The sequence below is a fragment of the Vitreoscilla filiformis genome (genome assembly GCF_002222655.1).
Classification (GTDB): domain Bacteria; phylum Pseudomonadota; class Gammaproteobacteria; order Burkholderiales; family Burkholderiaceae_C; genus Ideonella; species Ideonella filiformis.
Genome location: NZ_CP022423.1, coordinates 548,055 through 566,394, shown reverse-complemented (window position 1 = coordinate 566,394; position 18,340 = coordinate 548,055). Strand labels below are relative to the sequence as shown.

The following is an 18,340-nucleotide window of genomic DNA, read 5'->3' as shown; positions in this document are numbered from 1 at the left end:
TTCATCGTTCATGAACACTTCCTTTTCTCGCAAGGCTTGGCGTCGGGCTGCATCGGCGTGGGTGATGTTGGCGGGCCTGAGCACGTCGGCCACCGCCGCAGGGGTGGTCATCAGCCAAATTTATGGCGGTGGCGGCAATGCGGGCGCGCTGTATCGCCAAGACTTTGTGGAGCTGTTTAACGCGGGCTCGGCCCCGGTGTCGCTCAAGGGCTGGTCGGTGCAGTACGCCTCCGCCAACGGGCAGAGCTGGGACGTGGTGCCTTTGGGCAACGTGACCTTGCCGCCCGGTCGCTACGCGCTGGTGCAGTTGGAGGCAGGCGCCAAAGGCAGCCAAGATGTGCCCCAGCCCGAAGTGGTGGGCACGGTCGGTTTGGCGGGTGCTTCGGGCAAAGTGGCTTTGGTGCGCACCACGCAGGCGCTGTCGGGGGCTTCGCCGGTGGGGCAGAGCGGGGTGATGGACTTCGTGGGCTACGGCAGTGCTTCGGGCTACAAAGGTCGCGGAGCGGCGGCATCGCCGGGCAACAACATCACGGCGTTGCATCGGCGTGAGGGGGGGTGCGTGGACACCGCCAACAACCAAGCCGACTTTGAGCTCGCTGGCCCCATTCCCCGCAATGGGCGGGTGCCGGCTGTGACCTGTCCGACCAGCGGTGCTGCGGCCTCATCGGGGGGCGCGGCGGGTGCCAAGGCGCTGAAAATCGCCCAAATCCAGGGCACAGGGGCCACCAGCCCGGTGGTCGGCCAGGCGGTTCAGACGCAGGGGGTGGTCACCGTGCTGACCAACACCGGCTTCTTCCTGCAAGACCCCGCAGGGGATGGCGACGCAGCCACCTCGGAGGGCTTGTATGTGGCCTTGGGCCAAGCGCCCACGGTCAAGCCGGGGCAGCGTGTGCAGGTGGAGGGGACGGTGGTGGAGCACAACGTCGGTGCCCCGAGCAATGCCCGCTCGGCCGCCCAGACGGTGACGCAACTGACCCAGGTCAGCGGCGTCAGCGTGTTGGGCAGCGATCGTGCGCCCGTGGCGGTGCCGGTGCAGTTGCCTCTGGCGCCAGAAGCCGGGTTGGAACGTTACGAAGGCATGTTGGTCACGTTGGCCGGCCCCCTGGTGGTGACCGACAACCACTACCTGGCCCGCACCGGCCAGTTGACGCTGGCGGTGGGTGAGCGTCAGTTCGTGCCCACCAACTTACACCGTCCGGGGACGCCGCAGGCGCAGGCGTTGGCCCAGCAACAAGCGCGCAGCCGCATCGTGTTGGATGACGCATCCAGTGTGCAAAACCCCGATCCGACGCCGCATCTGGGGCCAGAGCGTACGGTGCGCTTGGGCGACCGTACCGCCAGCCTCACGGGGGTGTTGGACTACGGGTTGAGTGGTGCCCACCCCAATGGGCCCAGCGAATGGCGCCTCCATCCGACACAGGCTGTGCAGTGGACGCGCCCCGTCCCGCGCAGCGCCACACCACCGGCTGTGGGCGGCAGCGTGCGCGTGGCCAGCATGAACGTGCTCAACTATTTCACGACCTTCGCCGATGGCAGCAGCATCAGCGGGTCGAAAGGGCAGGGGTGCCGGCAAGGGGCATCCACGTCGGTGGAAAACTGCCGGGGCGCCGACTCTACCGCCGAGTTCAGCCGCCAGCGCACCAAAATCATCGCCGCGTTGCGCGCCTTGGATGCCGATGTGGTGGGGCTGATGGAAATGCAAAACAACGGCACCACCGCCATCACCGATTTGGTCAACGGACTCAACGCCGTGGCGGGGGCGAGCACCTACGCCGCCGTGCCCGATCCAGCCAGCGGTGCGGGCAGCGATGCCGTTAAGGTGGCGATGATCTACAAGCCGGCCCGCTTGCGTCGCGTGGGGGAGGCGCTGAGTGATGTGGATGGCATCCACAACCGCCCACCACTGGCGCAGATGTTCCAGACCGCGCAGGGCGAGCGCTTGATGGTGGTGGTGAATCACTTCAAATCCAAGGGCAGTTGCCCGAGTACGGATCGCGCCCGCGCCGAGGGCAACGCCGATGCCGGTGACGGACAAGGCTGCTGGAACGGCCAGCGTGTGCGCCAAGCCAAGCGCTTGCGCCAGTGGGTGGACGGCACGCTGGTGCCGCAAACGCCACAGGTGCTGCTGCTGGGAGACTTCAACGCCCATGCCCAGGAAGATCCCATTCATGAACTGACGAGCCGGGGTTGGGTCGATGTGGTGGGGCAGCGCGATCCGCGTGCCTACTCCTATGCCTTTGAGGGGCTGACGGGTCGGCTGGATCATGCGCTGGCGACGCCCGCATTGGCAGCCCGCGTCACCGGGGCCGCCGAGTGGCACATCAATGCGGACGAACCCCCCGCGTTGGACTACAACCAAGAGTACCGTCAACCCGCGTGCGCCCGCTGTGGCCCGGATCTGTACACCCCGAGTGTGTTCCGCGCATCGGATCACGATCCGGTGCTGATCGGGTTGGATTGGGCGTCGCCACCCGCGCCGGCCCGCGCTGCGCGCTGATTCATGCATCCTCAAGCCCTCACCCTCTGGCGTGGCCCGCGCTGGGCCTTGGCCGCGCTGCTGGCCTGTTTGGCCTCGCTCGGCCCGTTTTCCATCGACACCTACTTGCCCGCCTTCACCGGCATGGCCCAAGCCCTGGGCGCCACGCCCATGCAGATGCAGCAAACGCTGTCGGCGTACTTGCTGGGGTTTGCGGTGATGAACCTGTTCCACGGTGCGCTGTCCGACAGCGCCGGGCGGCGGCCCGTGGTGATGGTGGGGCTGGCGGTGTTCACCTTGGCCTCCGCCGGGTGCGCGCTCAGTACCGACATCACGATGCTCGTGGCCTGTCGGGCGTTGCAAGGCATGTCATCGGGGGCGGGCATGGTGGTGTCGCGTGCGGTGATCCGCGATCTGTTCCCCCAGGAAGCGGCCCAGCGGGTGATGTCCCAGGTGACGCTGTTTTTCGGCATTGCCCCTGCCATCGCCCCTTGGATCGGCGGGTTGCTGTTCGTCCACATCAGTTGGCAAGCGGTGTTTTGGTTTTTGGCCGGCGTGGGGGCTGTGCTGTGGGCGTTGATGTGGCGCCATTTGCCGGAGTCGCTGCACGCCAGCCAGCGCCAGCCTTTTGATGTTCACCACCTGATGCAGGGTTATCGGGAGCTGCTGGCCAACCGGTGTTTCATTCCGCTGGCGCTGGCCAGCGGCGTGCCGTTCAACGGTATGTTTTTGTATGTGCTGTCGGCGCCAGTGTTTTTGGGGGAAATTCTGGGGCTGCCGCCGCAGCATTTCTTCTGGCTGTTCTTGATGAACATCGGCGGCATCATGGGGGGCGCTTGGCTGTCCGGTCGATTGGCGGGGCGGGTGGCGCAGGCTCGCCAAATCCGGTACGGTTTTTCAGTGATGCTGGGGATGATGCTGCTCAATCTGGCACTCACCCTGGGCGTGGGCGCGCAGGCGGTGTGGTTCATCCCCGTGATTTCGCTGTTCTCCCTGGGGTGGGCCTTGGTGGTGCCCGTGGTGACGTTGATGCTGTTGGATCAGGCACCGACCCGGCGTGGCATGGCCTCCTCCTTGCAAGCCTGCATCGGCAGTGTGACCAACGCCATGGTGGCGGGGGTGCTGGCGCCCCTGGTCATGCATTCGGCCATGGCGCTGGCGTTCACGGCCTTGGGCCTGAGCTTGCTGGGGGGGATCGCCTGGTTTTGGGTGCGTGGAAAAATCGCAAGTCCTTGATTTTGCTTGTTTTTTGCAGTGCGCTTCGTTGACGGTGGTTGTGTGCGTCGGCTATAGTGGCGGGTTGTGGTGAAAAGTGGATCCCCCATCGTGCTGCCTTTGTTGAATCGGTCTGAACCCTGCGAGCTGCTCGCTTCTTTGTCGCAGGAGCGGGCGCGCAGCGCTTGAAGGGTTTTCATGCACCCCCAGTTTGAACACCGCACCGTGCTGCTGGCGGAAACGGTTGAGGCCGTTTTCACCCGTCCCGATGGTTGTTATGTGGATGGCACGTTCGGTCGCGGCGGGCACTCGCGTGCGCTGCTGGCCCGCCTGGGCCCGCAAGGGCGGCTGATCGCGTTTGACAAAGACCCGCAAGCCATCGCGGCGGCGCAGGCGATCGAAGACCCCCGTTTCACCATCTGCCACGCGGATTTCGCCCAGGCGCCCGCGCAATTGGCGGCGTTGGGCATCGCGCATGTGGATGGGGTGATGCTCGACCTGGGCGTCTCCTCGCCGCAGATCGACGACGCCCGCCGGGGCTTCAGTTTTCGCTTTGACGGCCCCCTGGACATGCGCATGGACACCACGCGTGGCCTCACCGCCGCCGACTTTCTCGCCAGCGCGGACGAACGGCACATCGCCCAAATCATCCGCGACCATGGCGAGGAGCGTTTCGCCGGGCCCATTGCACGGGCCATCGTGGCACGCCGGGCGCAAGCGCCGCTGTCCAGCACGGCGGAGCTGGCGCAATTGGTGGCCAAGGTGATCAAGCGGCGCGAGCCGGGGCAAGATCCGGCCACGCGCACCTTCCAGGCGTTGCGCATCCACATCAACGGCGAGCTGGATTCGCTTTCCCAAGGGCTGACGGCGGCATTGACGCTGCTGGCCCCCGGCGGCCATCTGGCGGTGATCAGCTTCCATTCGCTGGAAGACCGCATGGTCAAGCAGTTCATCGCGCATGAGAGCCGTGTCGAGTTTGATCGGCGGGCGCCTTTTGCCCCGCCCACGCGGGTGGAGCGGCTCAAGGCGTTGGGGCGCATCAAGCCTTCGGAGGCTGAGGTGAGTGCCAATCCGCGCTCACGTTCGGCGGTGTTGCGGGTGGCGGAGCGCTTGGGTGCGGCGGGGCAGGGCGCTGGTGCATGAACCGTCTGGCCGTGCTGCTGCTGTTGTTGTTGATTCCTTCCGCGCTTTACTTGGTGAAGGTGCGGCACGAGTCACGCCAGTTGTTCGCGGCCGTTGAACGGGCCAAACAAGAGCAGCGCAAACTCAACGACGAAGCCATGCGGCTGCAAGCGCGGCGCACCGAGTTGACATCGGCCACAGCGGCGGAGCGTGGGGCCGAGCGCTTGGGCATGCGGTTGGTGACGCCTGAACACACCTGGTACGTCACCGAATCCCAGCCGCCAGCGAGCAAAAACACCAGCAAGCCCCCCCAGCCCCGCAAGCCGAGGACGACGCCATGATGCAGCGCCTGCGTCAGTGGGTGGTTCAGCACTGGCCCCGGGGTGGGATGGGAGGTGCCCGTCCGTCGGTGCGGCCTTCGGTGCGGGATTTGAACTACTCAACCAACCCGCTGCTGGCTTCCAAAACGCCGCCGTGGCGCAGTCAGTTGGTGGTGGCGTTGGTGGGGTTGTCCTTTTTGGGCATGGTGTTCAAGGCGGTGTACGTTCAGGCCATCAACCCCGAGTTTTTCCAGGCCAAGAGCGAAAAACAACACGCCATGACGGAGCGGGTGCAGGCGGGTCGGGGTCGCATCTTGGATCGCAATGGGCGTTTGCTGGCCATCAGCGTTTATGCGCCCACGATCTACTTGGCGCCGCAGCAGTTTCGCAACAAGCCGCCTTCTGAGGAAAAACTGCGCCAGTTGCAAGAACTGTTGGGCCTGAAACCCGCCGAGTTCGAAGCCAAGATCAACGGGCGACGTTCTGGCGGCTATGTGCCGTTGCGGCGTGAAGCGCCCACCGAACTGGTGCGCCAAGTGCGCGCTTTGCGCATTGAAGGCGTGGGCGTGGAGCCGCGCTACGTGCGCAGTTACCCGGAAGGCGAAGCCGCTGCCCACCTGATCGGCTGGGTCGATTCCGGTGACAAAGGGGTGGACGGCCTGGAGTGGGCCTTCAACGATGTGCTCGAAGGCACAGCCGGGGTGCGGGTGGTGGTGCGCGATCGCCTGGGCCAGATCATCGACGAGTTGGAGCAAATCTCCGACCCGCATCCCGGCGAGGACTTGCAACTGTCCATCGATTCGCAGCTCCAGTCGTTGGCCTATCAGCACCTGCGGGACGCGGTGACGACCCACAAGGCCAAATCCGGCAGCGTGGTGGTGCTGGACGTGCGCAGCGGCGACATCCTCGCCATGACGAACTACCCCAGCTACGCCCCCGCCAACCGGCGCCAGCTCAATGACCTGACCGGGCGCAACCGAGCGTTGACCGACGCCAACGAGCCCGGCTCGACCATGAAACCCTTTGTGGTGGCCGAAGCCATCGAGAACGGTTTGGTTCAGCCGGAGACGGTGATTGACACCACGGCGTTTCGCATTTCGGATCGTTTGGTGTCCGACCACGATCACAGCTTCCGTGCGCTGACCGTGGCACAAATCGTGCAGCAATCCAGCAACCCGGGGACGGCCCGCTTGGCCCTGCGTTTGTCCGATCGCACCTTGCATGAAACCTTTTCCAACCTGGGGTTTGGCCACAAGCCCGACATGGGGTTGCCCGACACCCTCGTGGGACGGCGCACCTTGGGCTCGGCCACCGGGCGGTTGCGTCCATGGCAAAAGTGGCAGGACGTGGAAAAGGCGTCCATGAGCTACGGCTACGGCATTTCGGTTTCTCTCATCCAATTGGCCCGGGCCTACACCGCATTGGCCAACGATGGGGCCGCGCAACCGCTGTCGCTGGTGAAGGGGTTTCGCGGGGGCGAGCCTGTGCGGGTGTATCGCCCGGACACCGCCCGCACCATGCGCACCATGCTGCGCGGCACGATCAGCGAAGGCACCGGTTTTCGGGCCCAGCCGGCGGGGTATTCCGCCGCAGGCAAAACCGGCACGGCGCAAAAGCTCGAAGGACGGGGTTACAGCAATTCACGCCACTGTGCCTGGTTCGTGGGTTTTTCGCCGGCGGACAAACCGCGTGTCGTCGTGGCCGTTTTGGTCGATGAGCCGCAAGGGACGGCCTACTACGGTGGGCAGGTGGCGGCCCCGGTGTTCAAAGCGGTGGTCGAAAACGCCCTGCGCATGATGGCGGTTCCACCCGATCTGGAGGTTCCGCTGCCCTCTTCTGCCTCCGGTGTCGCTGCGGCGTCGTCCTCGGCTGCCGGCAAGGCCAATTCCAATCGGAAAGCGCGTCCCACGTCTCCCAAGGTGGAGCCCTGATTGACCATGGCACTCACAACGTTCACAACGCCTCAAGAGGCAGCGCGCTGGTTGCGCACCCACATCACCGGTGAACTGCGCACCGACAGCCGCCACATCCGCCCGGGAGACGGTTTCATCGCCTGGCCCGGGGCGGCGCATGATGGCCGGCGGTTTGTGTCTGCCGCCCTGGCCGCCGGGGCCACGGCCTGTTTGGTCGAGGCTGAGGGGGCCGAGGCTTTCCCCGAATGTCAAGATCCGCGTGTGGCGGCATGGTCGGGCCTCAAAGCCGCGACGGGCCCGATCGCCGATGCCTTTTATGCCCACCCCAGCCGCAGCTTGCGGTTGGTGGCCAGCACCGGTACCAACGGCAAAACCTCCACGTCGTGGTGGACGGCCCAAGCTTTGAGTTTGCTGGGTTTGCGCTGCGGGGTGGTGGGCACCTTGGGCATTGGTACCCCGCCGGTCAAAGGGCAGGGTGCTGGGCAATTGCACTACACCGGCCTGACCACGCCCGACCCCGTGGCCTTGCACGCCGGGCTGCTGGGCATGAAACAGCAGCGCTTTGGCGCGTGTGCGATCGAGGCGTCATCGATTGGCATCGTTGAACAGCGCTTGGCGGGCACGCACATTGAGGTGGCGTTGTTCACCAATTTCACCCGCGATCACCTCGACTACCACGGCACCATGGAAGCCTACTGGCAGGCCAAGCGCCAGTTGTTTTCGTGGCCAGGGCTCAAGTCGGTGGTGTTGAATGTGGACGATCCGCAGGGCGCCGAGCTGGTGGCGGCGCTGGCTGGGCGCCGCACCCAGTTGTGGACGTGCTCCATGGTGGGCGAAGCGCGGCTCATGGCGCAGGACGTGACTTACCACGAGTCCGGGTTGAGTTTCACCGCCGTGGAGGGGGGGCATCGGGTGCCCATCAGCACCAGTTTGGTGGGCGATTACAACGTCTCCAATTTGCTGGTGGTGATGGCAGGTTTGCGTGCCATGGGGTTCGCGCTGCTGGACATCGCCCGGGTGATCCCGTGGCTCACGCCAGTGCCGGGGCGGCTGCAACGCGCCAACGTGGGACGCACGCCGGGCCTGCCGGAAGTCATCATCGATTACGCCCACACGCCCGATGCGTTGGACAAAGCCTTGGCCGCCTTGCAGCCGCTGGCCCAGGCCCGTGGCGGCTGGTTGTGGTGTGTGTTCGGCTGCGGGGGCAACCGCGATGCCACCAAGCGGCCCGTGATGGGCAACATCGCGGCGCGTCGGGCCGATCGGGTCATCGTCACCAGTGACAATCCGCGCGACGAGGCGGCGCAAACCATCATCAACCAAGTCATGGCGGGCGTTCCACCGGGGCCGGCGGTGCGCACCGTGACCATCCAACCCGACCGGCGCCTGGCGATTTTTGAGGCCATCTCCAGTGCCGACACCAAAGATGTCATCTTGCTGGCCGGCAAGGGTCACGAGGACTACCAAGAGATCGCTGGCGTGCGCCATCCGTTTTCAGACATTGAGGAAGCCACCAAAGCGCTGGCCGCCAGGAGCCCTGCATGACCGATTTTTCACCCCCTCCACCGCTCACGCTGGGGCAGGCCCACGCTTGGCTGCCTGGCAGTGAGCGGGTGGGGGATGCCGATGTGCCATTGCGGCGCGTCCACACCGACACGCGCAGTTTGGCACCGGGCGATTTGTTCGTCGCCTTGCGCGGTGAGCGTTTCGACGGCCATGATTTTTTGCTCCAAGCCCAGGCGGCGGGGGCTGTGGCGGCCTTGGCCAGCCACGGTCTGAGCGTCACCGGCATGCCGGGGCTGCGGGTGGACGATCCACTGGCTGCCTTGCAAACCTTGGCCACGGCTTGGCGGGCAGCGCATCGCCTGCCGCTGATCGGCGTGACGGGCAGCAATGGCAAGACCACCGTCACCCAGATGATCGCCAGCATCTTGCGGGCGGCGCAAGGCGAAGCGGCATTGGCCACCTCGGGCAACCTGAACAACCACATCGGCGTGCCGTTGACGGTGCTCCGCCTGAACGCGGCCCATCGGTTGGCGGTGGTGGAGTTGGGCATGAACCATCCGGGTGAGATCGCGCAGTTGGCGGCCATCGCCCAGCCGACGGTGGCGGTGGTGAACAACGCCCAGCGCGAGCACCAAGAATTCATGCACAGCGTCGAAGCCGTGGCGCGGGAGAACGGAGCTGTGATCCACGCCCTGCCCGCCGATGGCGTGGCGGTCTTCCCCGCAGACGATGCGTTCACCCCGCTGTGGCGCACTTGGGCGGGAACGCGGCGTGTGTTGACCTTTGCTTTGCAAGGCCCGGCCGATGTCACCGCCCAGGCGCAGTGGCAAGACGACCACTGGCAGCTCACCTTGCACACACCCGCAGGTGAGGCATCGTTGGCACTGCGCAGCGCAGGCTGGCACAACGTCAAGAACGCGCTGGCGGCGACGGCGGCTGCGTTGGGTGCTGGCGTTGCGCTGACTGACGTGGCCGCAGGGCTGACGGCGTTCACACCGGTGGCGGGGCGTTCGCAAGTCGAGCGGCTGCGCTGGGGCACGGGTCTGCGCACGCTGATCGATGACAGCTACAACGCCAACCCCGATTCCGTGCGCGCCGCCATCGACGTGCTCGCCAGCCTGCCCGGCCCGCGCTGGCTGCTGTTGGGGGACATGGGCGAAGTCGGTGCCCAAGGGCCGCTGTTTCATGCCGAGGTCGGGGCTTATGCGCACGAACGGGGCATTGAGCATCTGTGGTGCGTCGGCAGTTTGGCGCGCCATGCGGCGGAAGCCTATGGTGCGTCGGCGCGGCATTTCGTCAGCACGGCCGATGCGGTGGTGAGTTTGGCCCATGCCACGCTACCGGCATTCGGTGTGGCCTTGGTCAAAGGCTCGCGCTTCATGAAGATGGAACACGTGGCAGCGGCATTGCGCACGGCTGCCACCATCGCCACGGCGGCGGGGGGAACACATGCTGCTTAGTTTGTCGCAGTGGTTGCAGGCGATGGCGCCTGAGCACCTGGGCTTTTTGCGCGTCTTCCAGTACCTGACATTCCGCGCCGTGATGGCCGCCATGACGGCGCTCATCATCGGCTTGATGTTCGGCCCGTGGGTGATCCGCCGGCTGACGGAACTCAAAATCGGCCAACCCATCCGCGAATACGGGGTGCAATCCCATTTGGCCAAGCGTGGCACGCCGACCATGGGCGGGGTGCTGGTGCTGATTGGCATCGGCATTTCCACCTTGCTGTGGAGTGACTGGAGCAACCGCTTCGTGTGGGTGGTGATCCTCGTCACCTTTGGCTTCGGCGCCATTGGCTGGACGGACGATTGGCGCAAGGTGGTTCACAAAAACCCTGAGGGCATGAGTTCGCGTGAGAAATTCATGTGGCAAACCGTGGTGGGTCTGATTGCATCGGCCTACCTGGCTTTTGCGGTGGCCGAGCCGACCAGCGCCCGCGTCTGGGATGCCATGGGCCAATGGGTGAGCCAGGGTTTTGAATACGCCCTGCCGGCGCGGGCCGATTTGTTGGTGCCCTTCTTCAAGGCGGTGCGTTATCCGCTGGGCGTGCTGGGTTTCATGGCGATGAGCTGGTTTGTCATCGTCGGCGTCAGCAACGCCGTCAACCTGACCGATGGGTTGGACGGCTTGGCGATCATGCCGGTGGTGTTGGTGTCCGGCTCGCTGGGGATCTTTGCTTACGTGGTGGGCAATGCGGTGTACTCGCGTTACTTGCTGTTCCCGCACATTCCTGGGGCCGGTGAGTTGATGATTTTTTGTGCCGCCATCGCCGGGGCGGGTTTGGCCTTCTTGTGGTTCAACGCTCATCCGGCGCAGGTGTTCATGGGGGACGTGGGCGCGCTGGCGCTGGGCGGTGCCCTGGGCACGATCGCGGTGATCACCCGGCAAGAAATCCTGCTGGGCGTGATGGGTGGGGTGTTCATTGCCGAAGCGGCTTCGGTGATGCTGCAAGTGGGCTGGTTCAAGTACACCAAGAAGAAGTTTGGCGAGGGCCGGCGTTTGTTCCGCATGGCGCCGTTGCACCACCACTTCGAAAAATCGGGCTGGACGGAAACGCAAGTCGTCATCCGTTTTTGGATCATCACCATGCTGCTGTGCTTGGTTGGCTTGGCCAGCCTGAAACTGCGCTGAGACACGAAGGAACGCCAACGCCATGACGACCACCGTCGATTTACAAGCCACCGTTTCGACCGATTGGGCCGGGGTGCCAGTGTTGATCCTGGGGCTGGGGGATTCGGGTTTGGCCATGGCGCGGTGGTGCGTCCGCGCTGGCGCCCGGGTGCGCGTGTGGGATTCGCGCCCGCAACCGCCCCAGGCCGCCGCGTTGGCGGCAGAAGCGCCGCAGGTGCAGTTTTTCACCGGCCCCCTCGGTGCAGAGGCCCTGGCGGACGCGCAGCGCGTGCTCAAAAGCCCGGGCCTGTCGCCGTTGGATGCGCGTTTGGTGCCCTTGCTGCAAGCCGCGCAGGCGGCGGGCGTGCCGGTGCAAGGCGAGCTGGGGGTGTTCGCCCAAGCCTTGGCGGCGCTGCGTGCGGGGGCCGGTTACGCCCCGCAGGTGCTGGCCATCACCGGGACGAACGGCAAAACCACCACGACGTCGCTCACCGCCCGCTTGGTCGAGCGGTGTGACCGGCGCGTCGGCTTGGCGGGCAACATCGGCCCGTCGATGCTGGACACCCTCGGCACCGCGCTGCGCGAGGCCACCTTGCCGGAGGTGTGGGTGCTGGAGCTGTCCAGCTTCCAGTTGGACGAGGTGGTGGGGTTCGAGCCCAGCGCCGGCGCGGTGCTCAACATCACCCAAGACCATTTGGACTGGCACGGCAGCATGGACGCCTACGCCCAAGCCAAGGCCCACGTTTTTGGCGCCCAGGGCGTGATGGTGATCAACCGGGACGATCCGTTGGTGGAAGCTTTGGTGCCGGCGCCGCAAACCGTGTCGATGGGGCGGGGCAAACCTCGGCAGACCGTGGGGCGCTCGGTGTGCCGGTTTGGGTTGAATCCGCCGCAGCGCCCGGGTGATTTCGGCTTGGTGGACGACAACGGCATGGCCTGGCTGGTGCGCGCCCTGCCCGAAGACGACACGCCGCTCAAACGCGGTGCCGAAGCCGAACCGCTGCACCTGCAACGCCTGATGCCCGCCGATGCGCTGCGCATTCGGGGGCGTCACAACGCTGCCAACGCGCTGGCCGCGCTGGCGCTGGCCACGGCGATTGGCTGCCCGTTGGCGCCGATGCTGCACGGCCTGCGCGAGTACACCGGTGAGCCGCACCGTGTCGAGCTGGTGGGCCAAGTCGGCGGCATGGAGGCATTTGACGACAGCAAGGGCACCAACGTTGGCGCCACGGTGGCGGCCTTGACCGGGCTGGGCGCCGATCGGCTCACCTCCAAGCTGGTGGTGATCCTTGGCGGCGACGGCAAGGGGCAGGACTTCGCCCCGTTGGCCGCGCCTGTGGCGGCGCATGTGCGTGCCGTGGCCTTGATAGGACGCGATGCACCCGCCATCGAAGCCGCCCTCGCCGACACTGGCGTGCCGATGCAGCACCACGAGCGTTTGGAAGCCGCCGTGCCCTGGTGCTTCGAGCAAGCGCAACCCGGGGATGCCGTTTTGTTGAGCCCGGCTTGCGCCAGTTTGGACATGTTCCGCAACTACGCCCACCGGGCGCAGGTGTTCATCGATGCGGTGCGTGAATACGCGCACGAGCGCGGAGAGTTGGGCGCATGAACACCGATGGTCGCGCCGCCGAACGCCTCAGCCGCTGGGCACAGGGCTGGCAGGCGCGTGCCCAAAGCTGGTTCAATCGATCCAAGGCGCCGAGTGACGGGCGGGTGTCCCTGCCGATCCGCGAGTGGATGCCAACGCGGGACGCCAACCTCAGCCCCCTGAGCACCCACGGTTTTGACAGCGCGCTGATTTGGGTCGTGATGGGCCTGGTGCTGCTGGGCGTGGTGATGGTGTTTTCCGCGTCCGTGGCGTTGCCGGACAACCCGCGTTTTCGCAACTACGAACCGACGCACTTTCTGATGCGCCAAAGCATCGCGCTGGTGCTGGGGGTGATCGTTGCGGCTTTGACGCTGCAAGTGCCCATCGCCACTTGGGAGAAGTGGGCGCCGTGGCTGTTTGGCGCGTCCATCGTGGCCTTGGTGTTGGTGCTGGTGGTCGGCACGCAGGTGAACGGCTCGCGGCGTTGGATTCGCTTTGCGGGCTTCAACCTCCAGCCCAGTGAGATCACCAAACTCACCATGGCCATGTACGCCGCCAGTTACATGGTGCGCAAGATGGATGTGAAGGAACGTTTCTTCAAAGCCGTTTGGCCGATGGCTGTGGCTTTGGGGGTGGTGGGCATCTTGCTGCTGGCCGAGCCGGACATGGGGGCGTTCATCGTCATCGCCGCTGTGGCGCTGGGCATTTTGTTTCTCGGTGGCGTCAATGGCCGCATGTTCATGCTCAGTGTGGCGGTGCTGCTGGGCGTGTTCATGCTGATGATTGTGTTCAGCGAGTTCCGCCGCAAACGCATTTTTGCCTACCTCGACCCTTGGGCGGAGGAAAACGCCAAAGGCGCGGCCTACCAGTTGACGCACTCGCTCATGGCCTTTGGTCGGGGGGAGTGGTTCGGGCAAGGTTTGGGCTTGTCGCTGGAAAAGCTGAGTTACCTGCCGGAAGCGCACACCGACTTTTTGCTGGCCGTGATCGGTGAAGAACTGGGTTTGGTGACGGTGACAGCGGTGATCGTCGCCTTCTTCTGGCTGACGCGGCGCATCTTCATCATTGGCCGCCAGGCCATCATGCTGGATCGGGTGTTCGCGGGTTTGATGGCCCAGGGCATCGGGCTGTGGATCGCCAGCCAAGCGGTGATCAACATCGGCGTGAACTTGGGCGCGCTGCCCACCAAAGGGCTGACCCTGCCGCTGTTGAGTTATGGCGGGTCGGGTTTGATTTTGAACTTGGTGGCGTTGTCGATCGTGTTGCGTGTGGATCAGGAAAATCGCCAGTTGATGCGAGGAGGACGTTCATGAGCGCAGCACCGACCCGGTCGCGCCATTTGGTGATCATGGCGGCGGGCACAGGGGGGCACGTCATGCCCGGCCTGGCCGTGGCGCGGGAGATGCAGCAGCGCGGTTGGCGCGTGAGCTGGCTGGGCACGACCACAGGCATGGAAAACCGCCTGGTGCCGCCCAGCGGCATCCCGATGGACACGCTGGACTTCAGCGGCCTGCGCGGCAAAGGCTGGAAGCACAGCCTGACCGGCGGCTTCAAGCTGTTGGGGGCGTTGTGGCGTTCGTGGCGCATCCTGGGGGCGCGTCAGGCCGACGCCGTGCTGGGCATGGGGGGCTACGTGTGTTTCCCCGGCGGCGTGGCGGCGGCGCTGCGGGGGCGCCCGTTGGTGCTGGTCAACGCCGACGCGGCTTTGTTGATGAGCAATCGCGCTTTGCTGCCCTTGACCCGGCGCATCGCGTTCGGGTTTGACGGCCCCGCCGCCCGCGCCACCGCCAAAGCCTGGGTGACGGGCAACCCGGTGCGTGCCGAGATCGAGAACCTGCCGTCGCCCGAACAACGCTGGGCTGGGCGCAGCGGCCCGCTGCGGGTGCTGGTGGTGGGGGGCAGTTTGGGCGCGCAAGTGCTCAACGAAACGGTGCCGGCAGCGTTGGCCCGCCTGCCCGCTGCGCAGCGGCCCTGGGTGACCCACCAAACTGGCCTGGCGCACTTCGACACCGTGCGGGCGCGCTATGCCCAGCAGGGGGTGGACGCCGAAGTCCTGCCTTTCATTGATGACATGGCCGCCCGGCTGGCGGCGTGTGACCTCATCATTTGCCGGGCCGGGGCCATCACCGTCAGCGAGTTGTGCGCGGCGGGGGTGCCGTCCGTGCTGGTGCCCCTGGTGGTGAGCACGACCTCGCACCAGCGCGACAACGCCGCCCTCATGGCCGCGCAAGGCGCCGCCCTGCACCTGCCACAACCCGACTGCACCCCCGAGCGCTTGGCCGAACTGCTGTCCAGCCTGGATCGGGGGCGTTTGCTGACGCTGGCCCAGGCGGCGCGACGCCAAGCCCGGGCCCAGGCCGCCGCCCGCGTGGCCGATGAAATTGAGAAAGTCTCTGCATGAAGCACGCTGTCAAGCACATTCACTTTGTTGGCGTCGGTGGCGCGGGCATGAGTGGGATCGCCGAGATCCTGCACAACCTGGGTTACACCGTTTCCGGCTCCGATCAGGCGGACAACACCGTCACCCGGCGCCTGGCGGGCCTCGGCATTCGCGTGTTTGTGGGGCACGACGCGGCCCACATCGCCGGCGCACAAGCCGTCGTCACCTCCACAGCGGTGAAGGGGGACAACCCCGAAGTCATCGCCGCCCGCACCGGGCGCATTCCCGTGGTGCCACGCGCCGTGATGTTGGCCGAGCTGATGCGTCTGCGCAAAGGCATTGCCATCGCCGGCACGCACGGCAAAACCACCACGACGTCGCTGGTGACGAGTGTGCTGGCCGAAGCGGGGGTCGATCCGACCTTCGTCATCGGCGGCAAGCTCAACTCAGCGGGGGCCAATTCGGCCTTAGGGAAGGGCGAATTCATCGTCGTCGAGGCGGATGAGTCCGATGCTTCGTTCCTGAACCTCATGCCGGTGCTGTCCGTCGTCACCAACATCGACGCGGATCACATGGACACCTATGGGCATGACTTTGCCCGTCTCAAACAAGCGTTTGTCGATTTTCTGCACCGCATGCCGTTTTACGGCGCAGCGGTGTTGTGCGACGACGATCCCGGCGTGCGCAGCATCATCCCGCTGATTTCGCGCCCGGTGACGACCTACGGCTTCAACCCCGAGGCCCAGGTGCGGGCCGTCAACGTCCAAGCGCTCGAAGGCGGGCAGATGCGCTTCACCTGCCAGCGGCGCAACGGGGAAGCGCTGCCCGACTTGGACATCACCCTGAATTTGCCGGGTGAGCACAACGTACGCAACGCCTTGGCCACCATCGCCGTGGCCACCGAGTTGGAGTTGCCGGACGAGCCCATCGTGCGTGCCCTGGCCCAATTCAGCGGCGTGGGGCGGCGCTTTCAGCGCTACGGCGAGTTGCCGGCCCAAGACGGCGGTCGGTTCACCCTGATCGACGACTATGGCCACCATCCGGTGGAGATGGCGGCGGTGATCGCGGCGGCGCGGGGTGCTTTCCCAGGGCGGCGTTTGGTGCTGGCCTTCCAGCCGCACCGCTACACCCGCACGCGGGATTGTTTTGAAGACTTCGTCAACGTCATGGGCCGGGCCGACGCGGTGTTGCTCACCGAGGTGTACGCCGCCGGCGAAGCGCCCATCGTCGCAGCCGATGGGCGGGCGTTGGCGCGGGCGTTGCGCGTGTCGGGCCGGGTCGATCCGGTGTTCGTCGATGACATCGCCGATCTGCCGGGCCGCATCGCCGAGCTGGCGCACGGCGGCGACGTGGTGATTTCCATGGGGGCCGGCTCCATCGGGGGTGTACCGGCCAAGGTGGTCGAGCGGATCGGAGGGGCGTGATGGAACAGATGGCGATTGATGTGGGCGCGCTGGGCAAAGTGGCGGTGCTCATGGGGGGCAGTTCGGCGGAGCGACCGGTGTCGCTGATGTCCGGCCAAGGCGTGCTGGAGGCGCTGTGTGGGCAGGGTGTGGACGCGCATGCGTTCGACCCGTCCGAACGGGATTTGTCCGACCTGAAGCGCGAGGGCTTTGAGCGCTGTTTCATCGCCCTGCATGGCCGCCACGGCGAAGACGGCACGATGCAAGGGGCGCTGGAGATGCTCGGCATCCCCTACACCGGTTCGGGTGTGATGGCCAGTGCCATTGCCATGGACAAGGTCATGACCAAGCGCCTGTGGCAAAGCGCCGGCCTGCCGGTGCCGCGTGGCGTGGTGCTGCATCGCGGCGCGCTGGCGGTCGATCACCTGCCGGACGAGTTGGGGTTGCCGCTGATCGTCAAACCGGCGCGTGAGGGGTCGTCGTTTGGGGTGACGCGTGTCACCGAGCCGGGCCAACTGGCGGCTGCCGTGGCCCTGGCGGCCCAGTACGACAGCGCCGTGGTGTGCGAAGAATGCATCGTCGGCGAGGAAGTCACCTGCGCGGTGCTGGGTGAAGGCGCGGCGGCGCGGTCGCTGCCGGTGATCCGCATCCAAGCCCCCGGCGGCAACTACGACTTCGAACACAAATACCACTCGGACGATACGCGTTACCTCTGTCCGAGCGGTCTGCCCGAGGCCGAGGAAACGAACATCCAGCACTTGGTGGTGCAGGCGTATCGTGTGCTGGGCTGCCGAGGCTGGGGCCGGGCCGACATCATGATCCGTGCCCGCGACCGCCAGCCCTTCTTGCTGGAAATGAACACCTCGCCGGGCATGACCAGCCATTCACTCGTGCCCAAATCCGCCCAAGCCGTGGGGCTGAGTTATGAGGCGCTGTGCCTGCGCCTGCTGGCAGCGGCCACGCTGGACACGCCACCTCGCCTCTTGGCCTGAAACGGGTGATGGCGAGCCCGTCCCGTCGTGCATCGATGGTGGCCCCGCTGGGGCCGCTGTGGCGGCGCGTGCGCCAGTGGTCGCAGCGGCGTGGCGGTTGGTGGTTGTTGTCACTGCCACTGGCCATCTTGGTGGTGTATGGCGTGTATCGTTTCATTCACCTGCCGGTGTTTGCCATTGAGCAAGTGTTGGTTGAAGGCGAACTCAAGCGTTGCAGCGTTGAAGATTTGCGCGCCGGGGTGTTTGCCAACTTGCCGGGGAATTTCTTCACCCTGGATTTGGCCGAAACCCGCGAGGCTTTGGAAAAAGTCGCGTGGGTGCGCCAGGCCCGTGTGCGGCGGGTTTGGCCGGATCGGCTGGTGGTTCACATTGAGGAACACCAACCCGTGGCCATCTGGCGCGAGCAGGGGGTGACGGATCGGTTGGTGAATCGTTTCGGGGAAATTTTCGAGGCCAACCTCGGAGACGTGGACAATCTGCCCGAATTGGAAGGCTTGCGCAGCCAGCTCGGGCAAGTCATTGACATGCACGGCAAGCTGCTCACGCTGCTGCGGCCCTTTGGCATGGAGGTGGTGCGTGTGAGTTTGAGCCCCCGGGGTTCCTGGGAAATCGAGCTCAAGCGAGGCGAAGTGATCGAGCTGGGCCGTGGCAGCGCGGAAGACGTGCTGGCGCGGCTGGAGCGTTTTGCGCACGCCATTCAGCGCCCCGGGGCCCAATGGGCGGGCCGAAACTGGGATCGTGCCGATTTGCGGCACATGGATGGGTTTGCACTGCACCTGAAAGCAACGGCGCCAAGCCAAGCGGCGCAGTGAAGG

General features: G+C 65.7%; 14 protein-coding genes. All 14 read left to right on the top strand.

The annotated features are described in order from the left end of the window. The first annotated feature begins 10 nt into the window (after nt 1-10). The 14 genes from VITFI_RS02595 to VITFI_RS02530 all read left to right on the top strand — a co-directional run bounded on the left by VITFI_RS02595 (nt 11) and on the right by VITFI_RS02530 (nt 18,337). Entirely contained in the window at nt 11-2,497 is a 2,487-nt protein-coding gene (locus VITFI_RS02595) for an ExeM/NucH family extracellular endonuclease (protein WP_089415684.1), read from the top strand. Between the two features lie 3 nt (nt 2,498-2,500). Next, nucleotides 2,501-3,712, top strand: a complete 1,212-nt coding sequence (locus VITFI_RS02590) for a multidrug effflux MFS transporter (RefSeq protein ID WP_089415683.1) — start codon at nt 2,501-2,503, stop codon at nt 3,710-3,712. 177 nt (nt 3,713-3,889) lie between these two features. After that, on the top strand, nt 3,890-4,834 hold the full coding sequence (rsmH, locus tag VITFI_RS02585; RefSeq protein WP_089415682.1) for a 16S rRNA (cytosine(1402)-N(4))-methyltransferase RsmH: 945 nt from the start codon (nt 3,890-3,892) through the stop codon (nt 4,832-4,834). After that, nucleotides 4,831-5,154, top strand: coding sequence for a cell division protein FtsL (gene ftsL / locus VITFI_RS02580; protein WP_089415681.1), 324 nt, complete (start codon nt 4,831-4,833; stop codon nt 5,152-5,154). Before rsmH ends, ftsL begins: the two co-directional genes overlap by 4 nt. Continuing rightward, the gene (locus VITFI_RS02575) at nt 5,151-7,064 is read left to right on the top strand and encodes a peptidoglycan D,D-transpeptidase FtsI family protein (RefSeq protein WP_198301586.1); all 1,914 of its coding nucleotides are present in this window, start codon (nt 5,151-5,153) and stop codon (nt 7,062-7,064) included. Before ftsL ends, VITFI_RS02575 begins: the two co-directional genes overlap by 4 nt. A 6-nt stretch (nt 7,065-7,070) precedes the next feature. Continuing rightward, a complete protein-coding gene (locus VITFI_RS02570) occupies nt 7,071-8,591 on the top strand; it encodes a UDP-N-acetylmuramoyl-L-alanyl-D-glutamate--2,6-diaminopimelate ligase (protein WP_089417937.1) in 1,521 nt (506 codons plus the stop codon). Beyond that, nucleotides 8,588-10,012: a UDP-N-acetylmuramoyl-tripeptide--D-alanyl-D-alanine ligase gene (locus tag VITFI_RS02565; protein ID WP_089415680.1), complete on the top strand. Its 1,425-nt coding sequence runs from the start codon at nt 8,588-8,590 to the stop codon at nt 10,010-10,012. The genes VITFI_RS02570 and VITFI_RS02565 overlap by 4 nt, the downstream gene beginning before the upstream one ends. Nucleotide 10,013: 1 nt before the next feature. Next, nucleotides 10,014-11,183, top strand: a complete 1,170-nt coding sequence (gene mraY, locus VITFI_RS02560; RefSeq protein ID WP_456300722.1) for a phospho-N-acetylmuramoyl-pentapeptide-transferase — start codon at nt 10,014-10,016, stop codon at nt 11,181-11,183. Between the two features lie 22 nt (nt 11,184-11,205). After that, nucleotides 11,206-12,771: a UDP-N-acetylmuramoyl-L-alanine--D-glutamate ligase gene (gene murD, locus VITFI_RS02555; RefSeq protein WP_089415678.1), complete on the top strand. Its 1,566-nt coding sequence runs from the start codon at nt 11,206-11,208 to the stop codon at nt 12,769-12,771. Then, complete coding sequence (ftsW, locus tag VITFI_RS02550) at nt 12,768-14,063, top strand: putative lipid II flippase FtsW (RefSeq protein ID WP_232476655.1); 1,296 nt, start codon at nt 12,768-12,770, stop codon at nt 14,061-14,063. Before murD ends, ftsW begins: the two co-directional genes overlap by 4 nt. Further along, nucleotides 14,060-15,151 (top strand): undecaprenyldiphospho-muramoylpentapeptide beta-N-acetylglucosaminyltransferase, encoded by a 1,092-nt coding sequence (murG, locus tag VITFI_RS02545; protein ID WP_089415677.1) that lies wholly within the window; start codon nt 14,060-14,062, stop codon nt 15,149-15,151. Before ftsW ends, murG begins: the two co-directional genes overlap by 4 nt. After that, the gene (gene murC, locus VITFI_RS02540) at nt 15,148-16,554 is read left to right on the top strand and encodes a UDP-N-acetylmuramate--L-alanine ligase (protein ID WP_089415676.1); all 1,407 of its coding nucleotides are present in this window, start codon (nt 15,148-15,150) and stop codon (nt 16,552-16,554) included. The genes murG and murC overlap by 4 nt, the downstream gene beginning before the upstream one ends. Then, nucleotides 16,554-17,525, top strand: a complete 972-nt coding sequence (locus VITFI_RS02535; RefSeq protein WP_332461891.1) for a D-alanine--D-alanine ligase — start codon at nt 16,554-16,556, stop codon at nt 17,523-17,525. Before murC ends, VITFI_RS02535 begins: the two co-directional genes overlap by 1 nt. An 8-nt stretch (nt 17,526-17,533) precedes the next feature. Then, nucleotides 17,534-18,337, top strand: a complete 804-nt coding sequence (locus VITFI_RS02530) for a cell division protein FtsQ/DivIB (protein ID WP_089415675.1) — start codon at nt 17,534-17,536, stop codon at nt 18,335-18,337. The last annotated feature ends 3 nt before the right edge of the window (nt 18,338-18,340 follow it).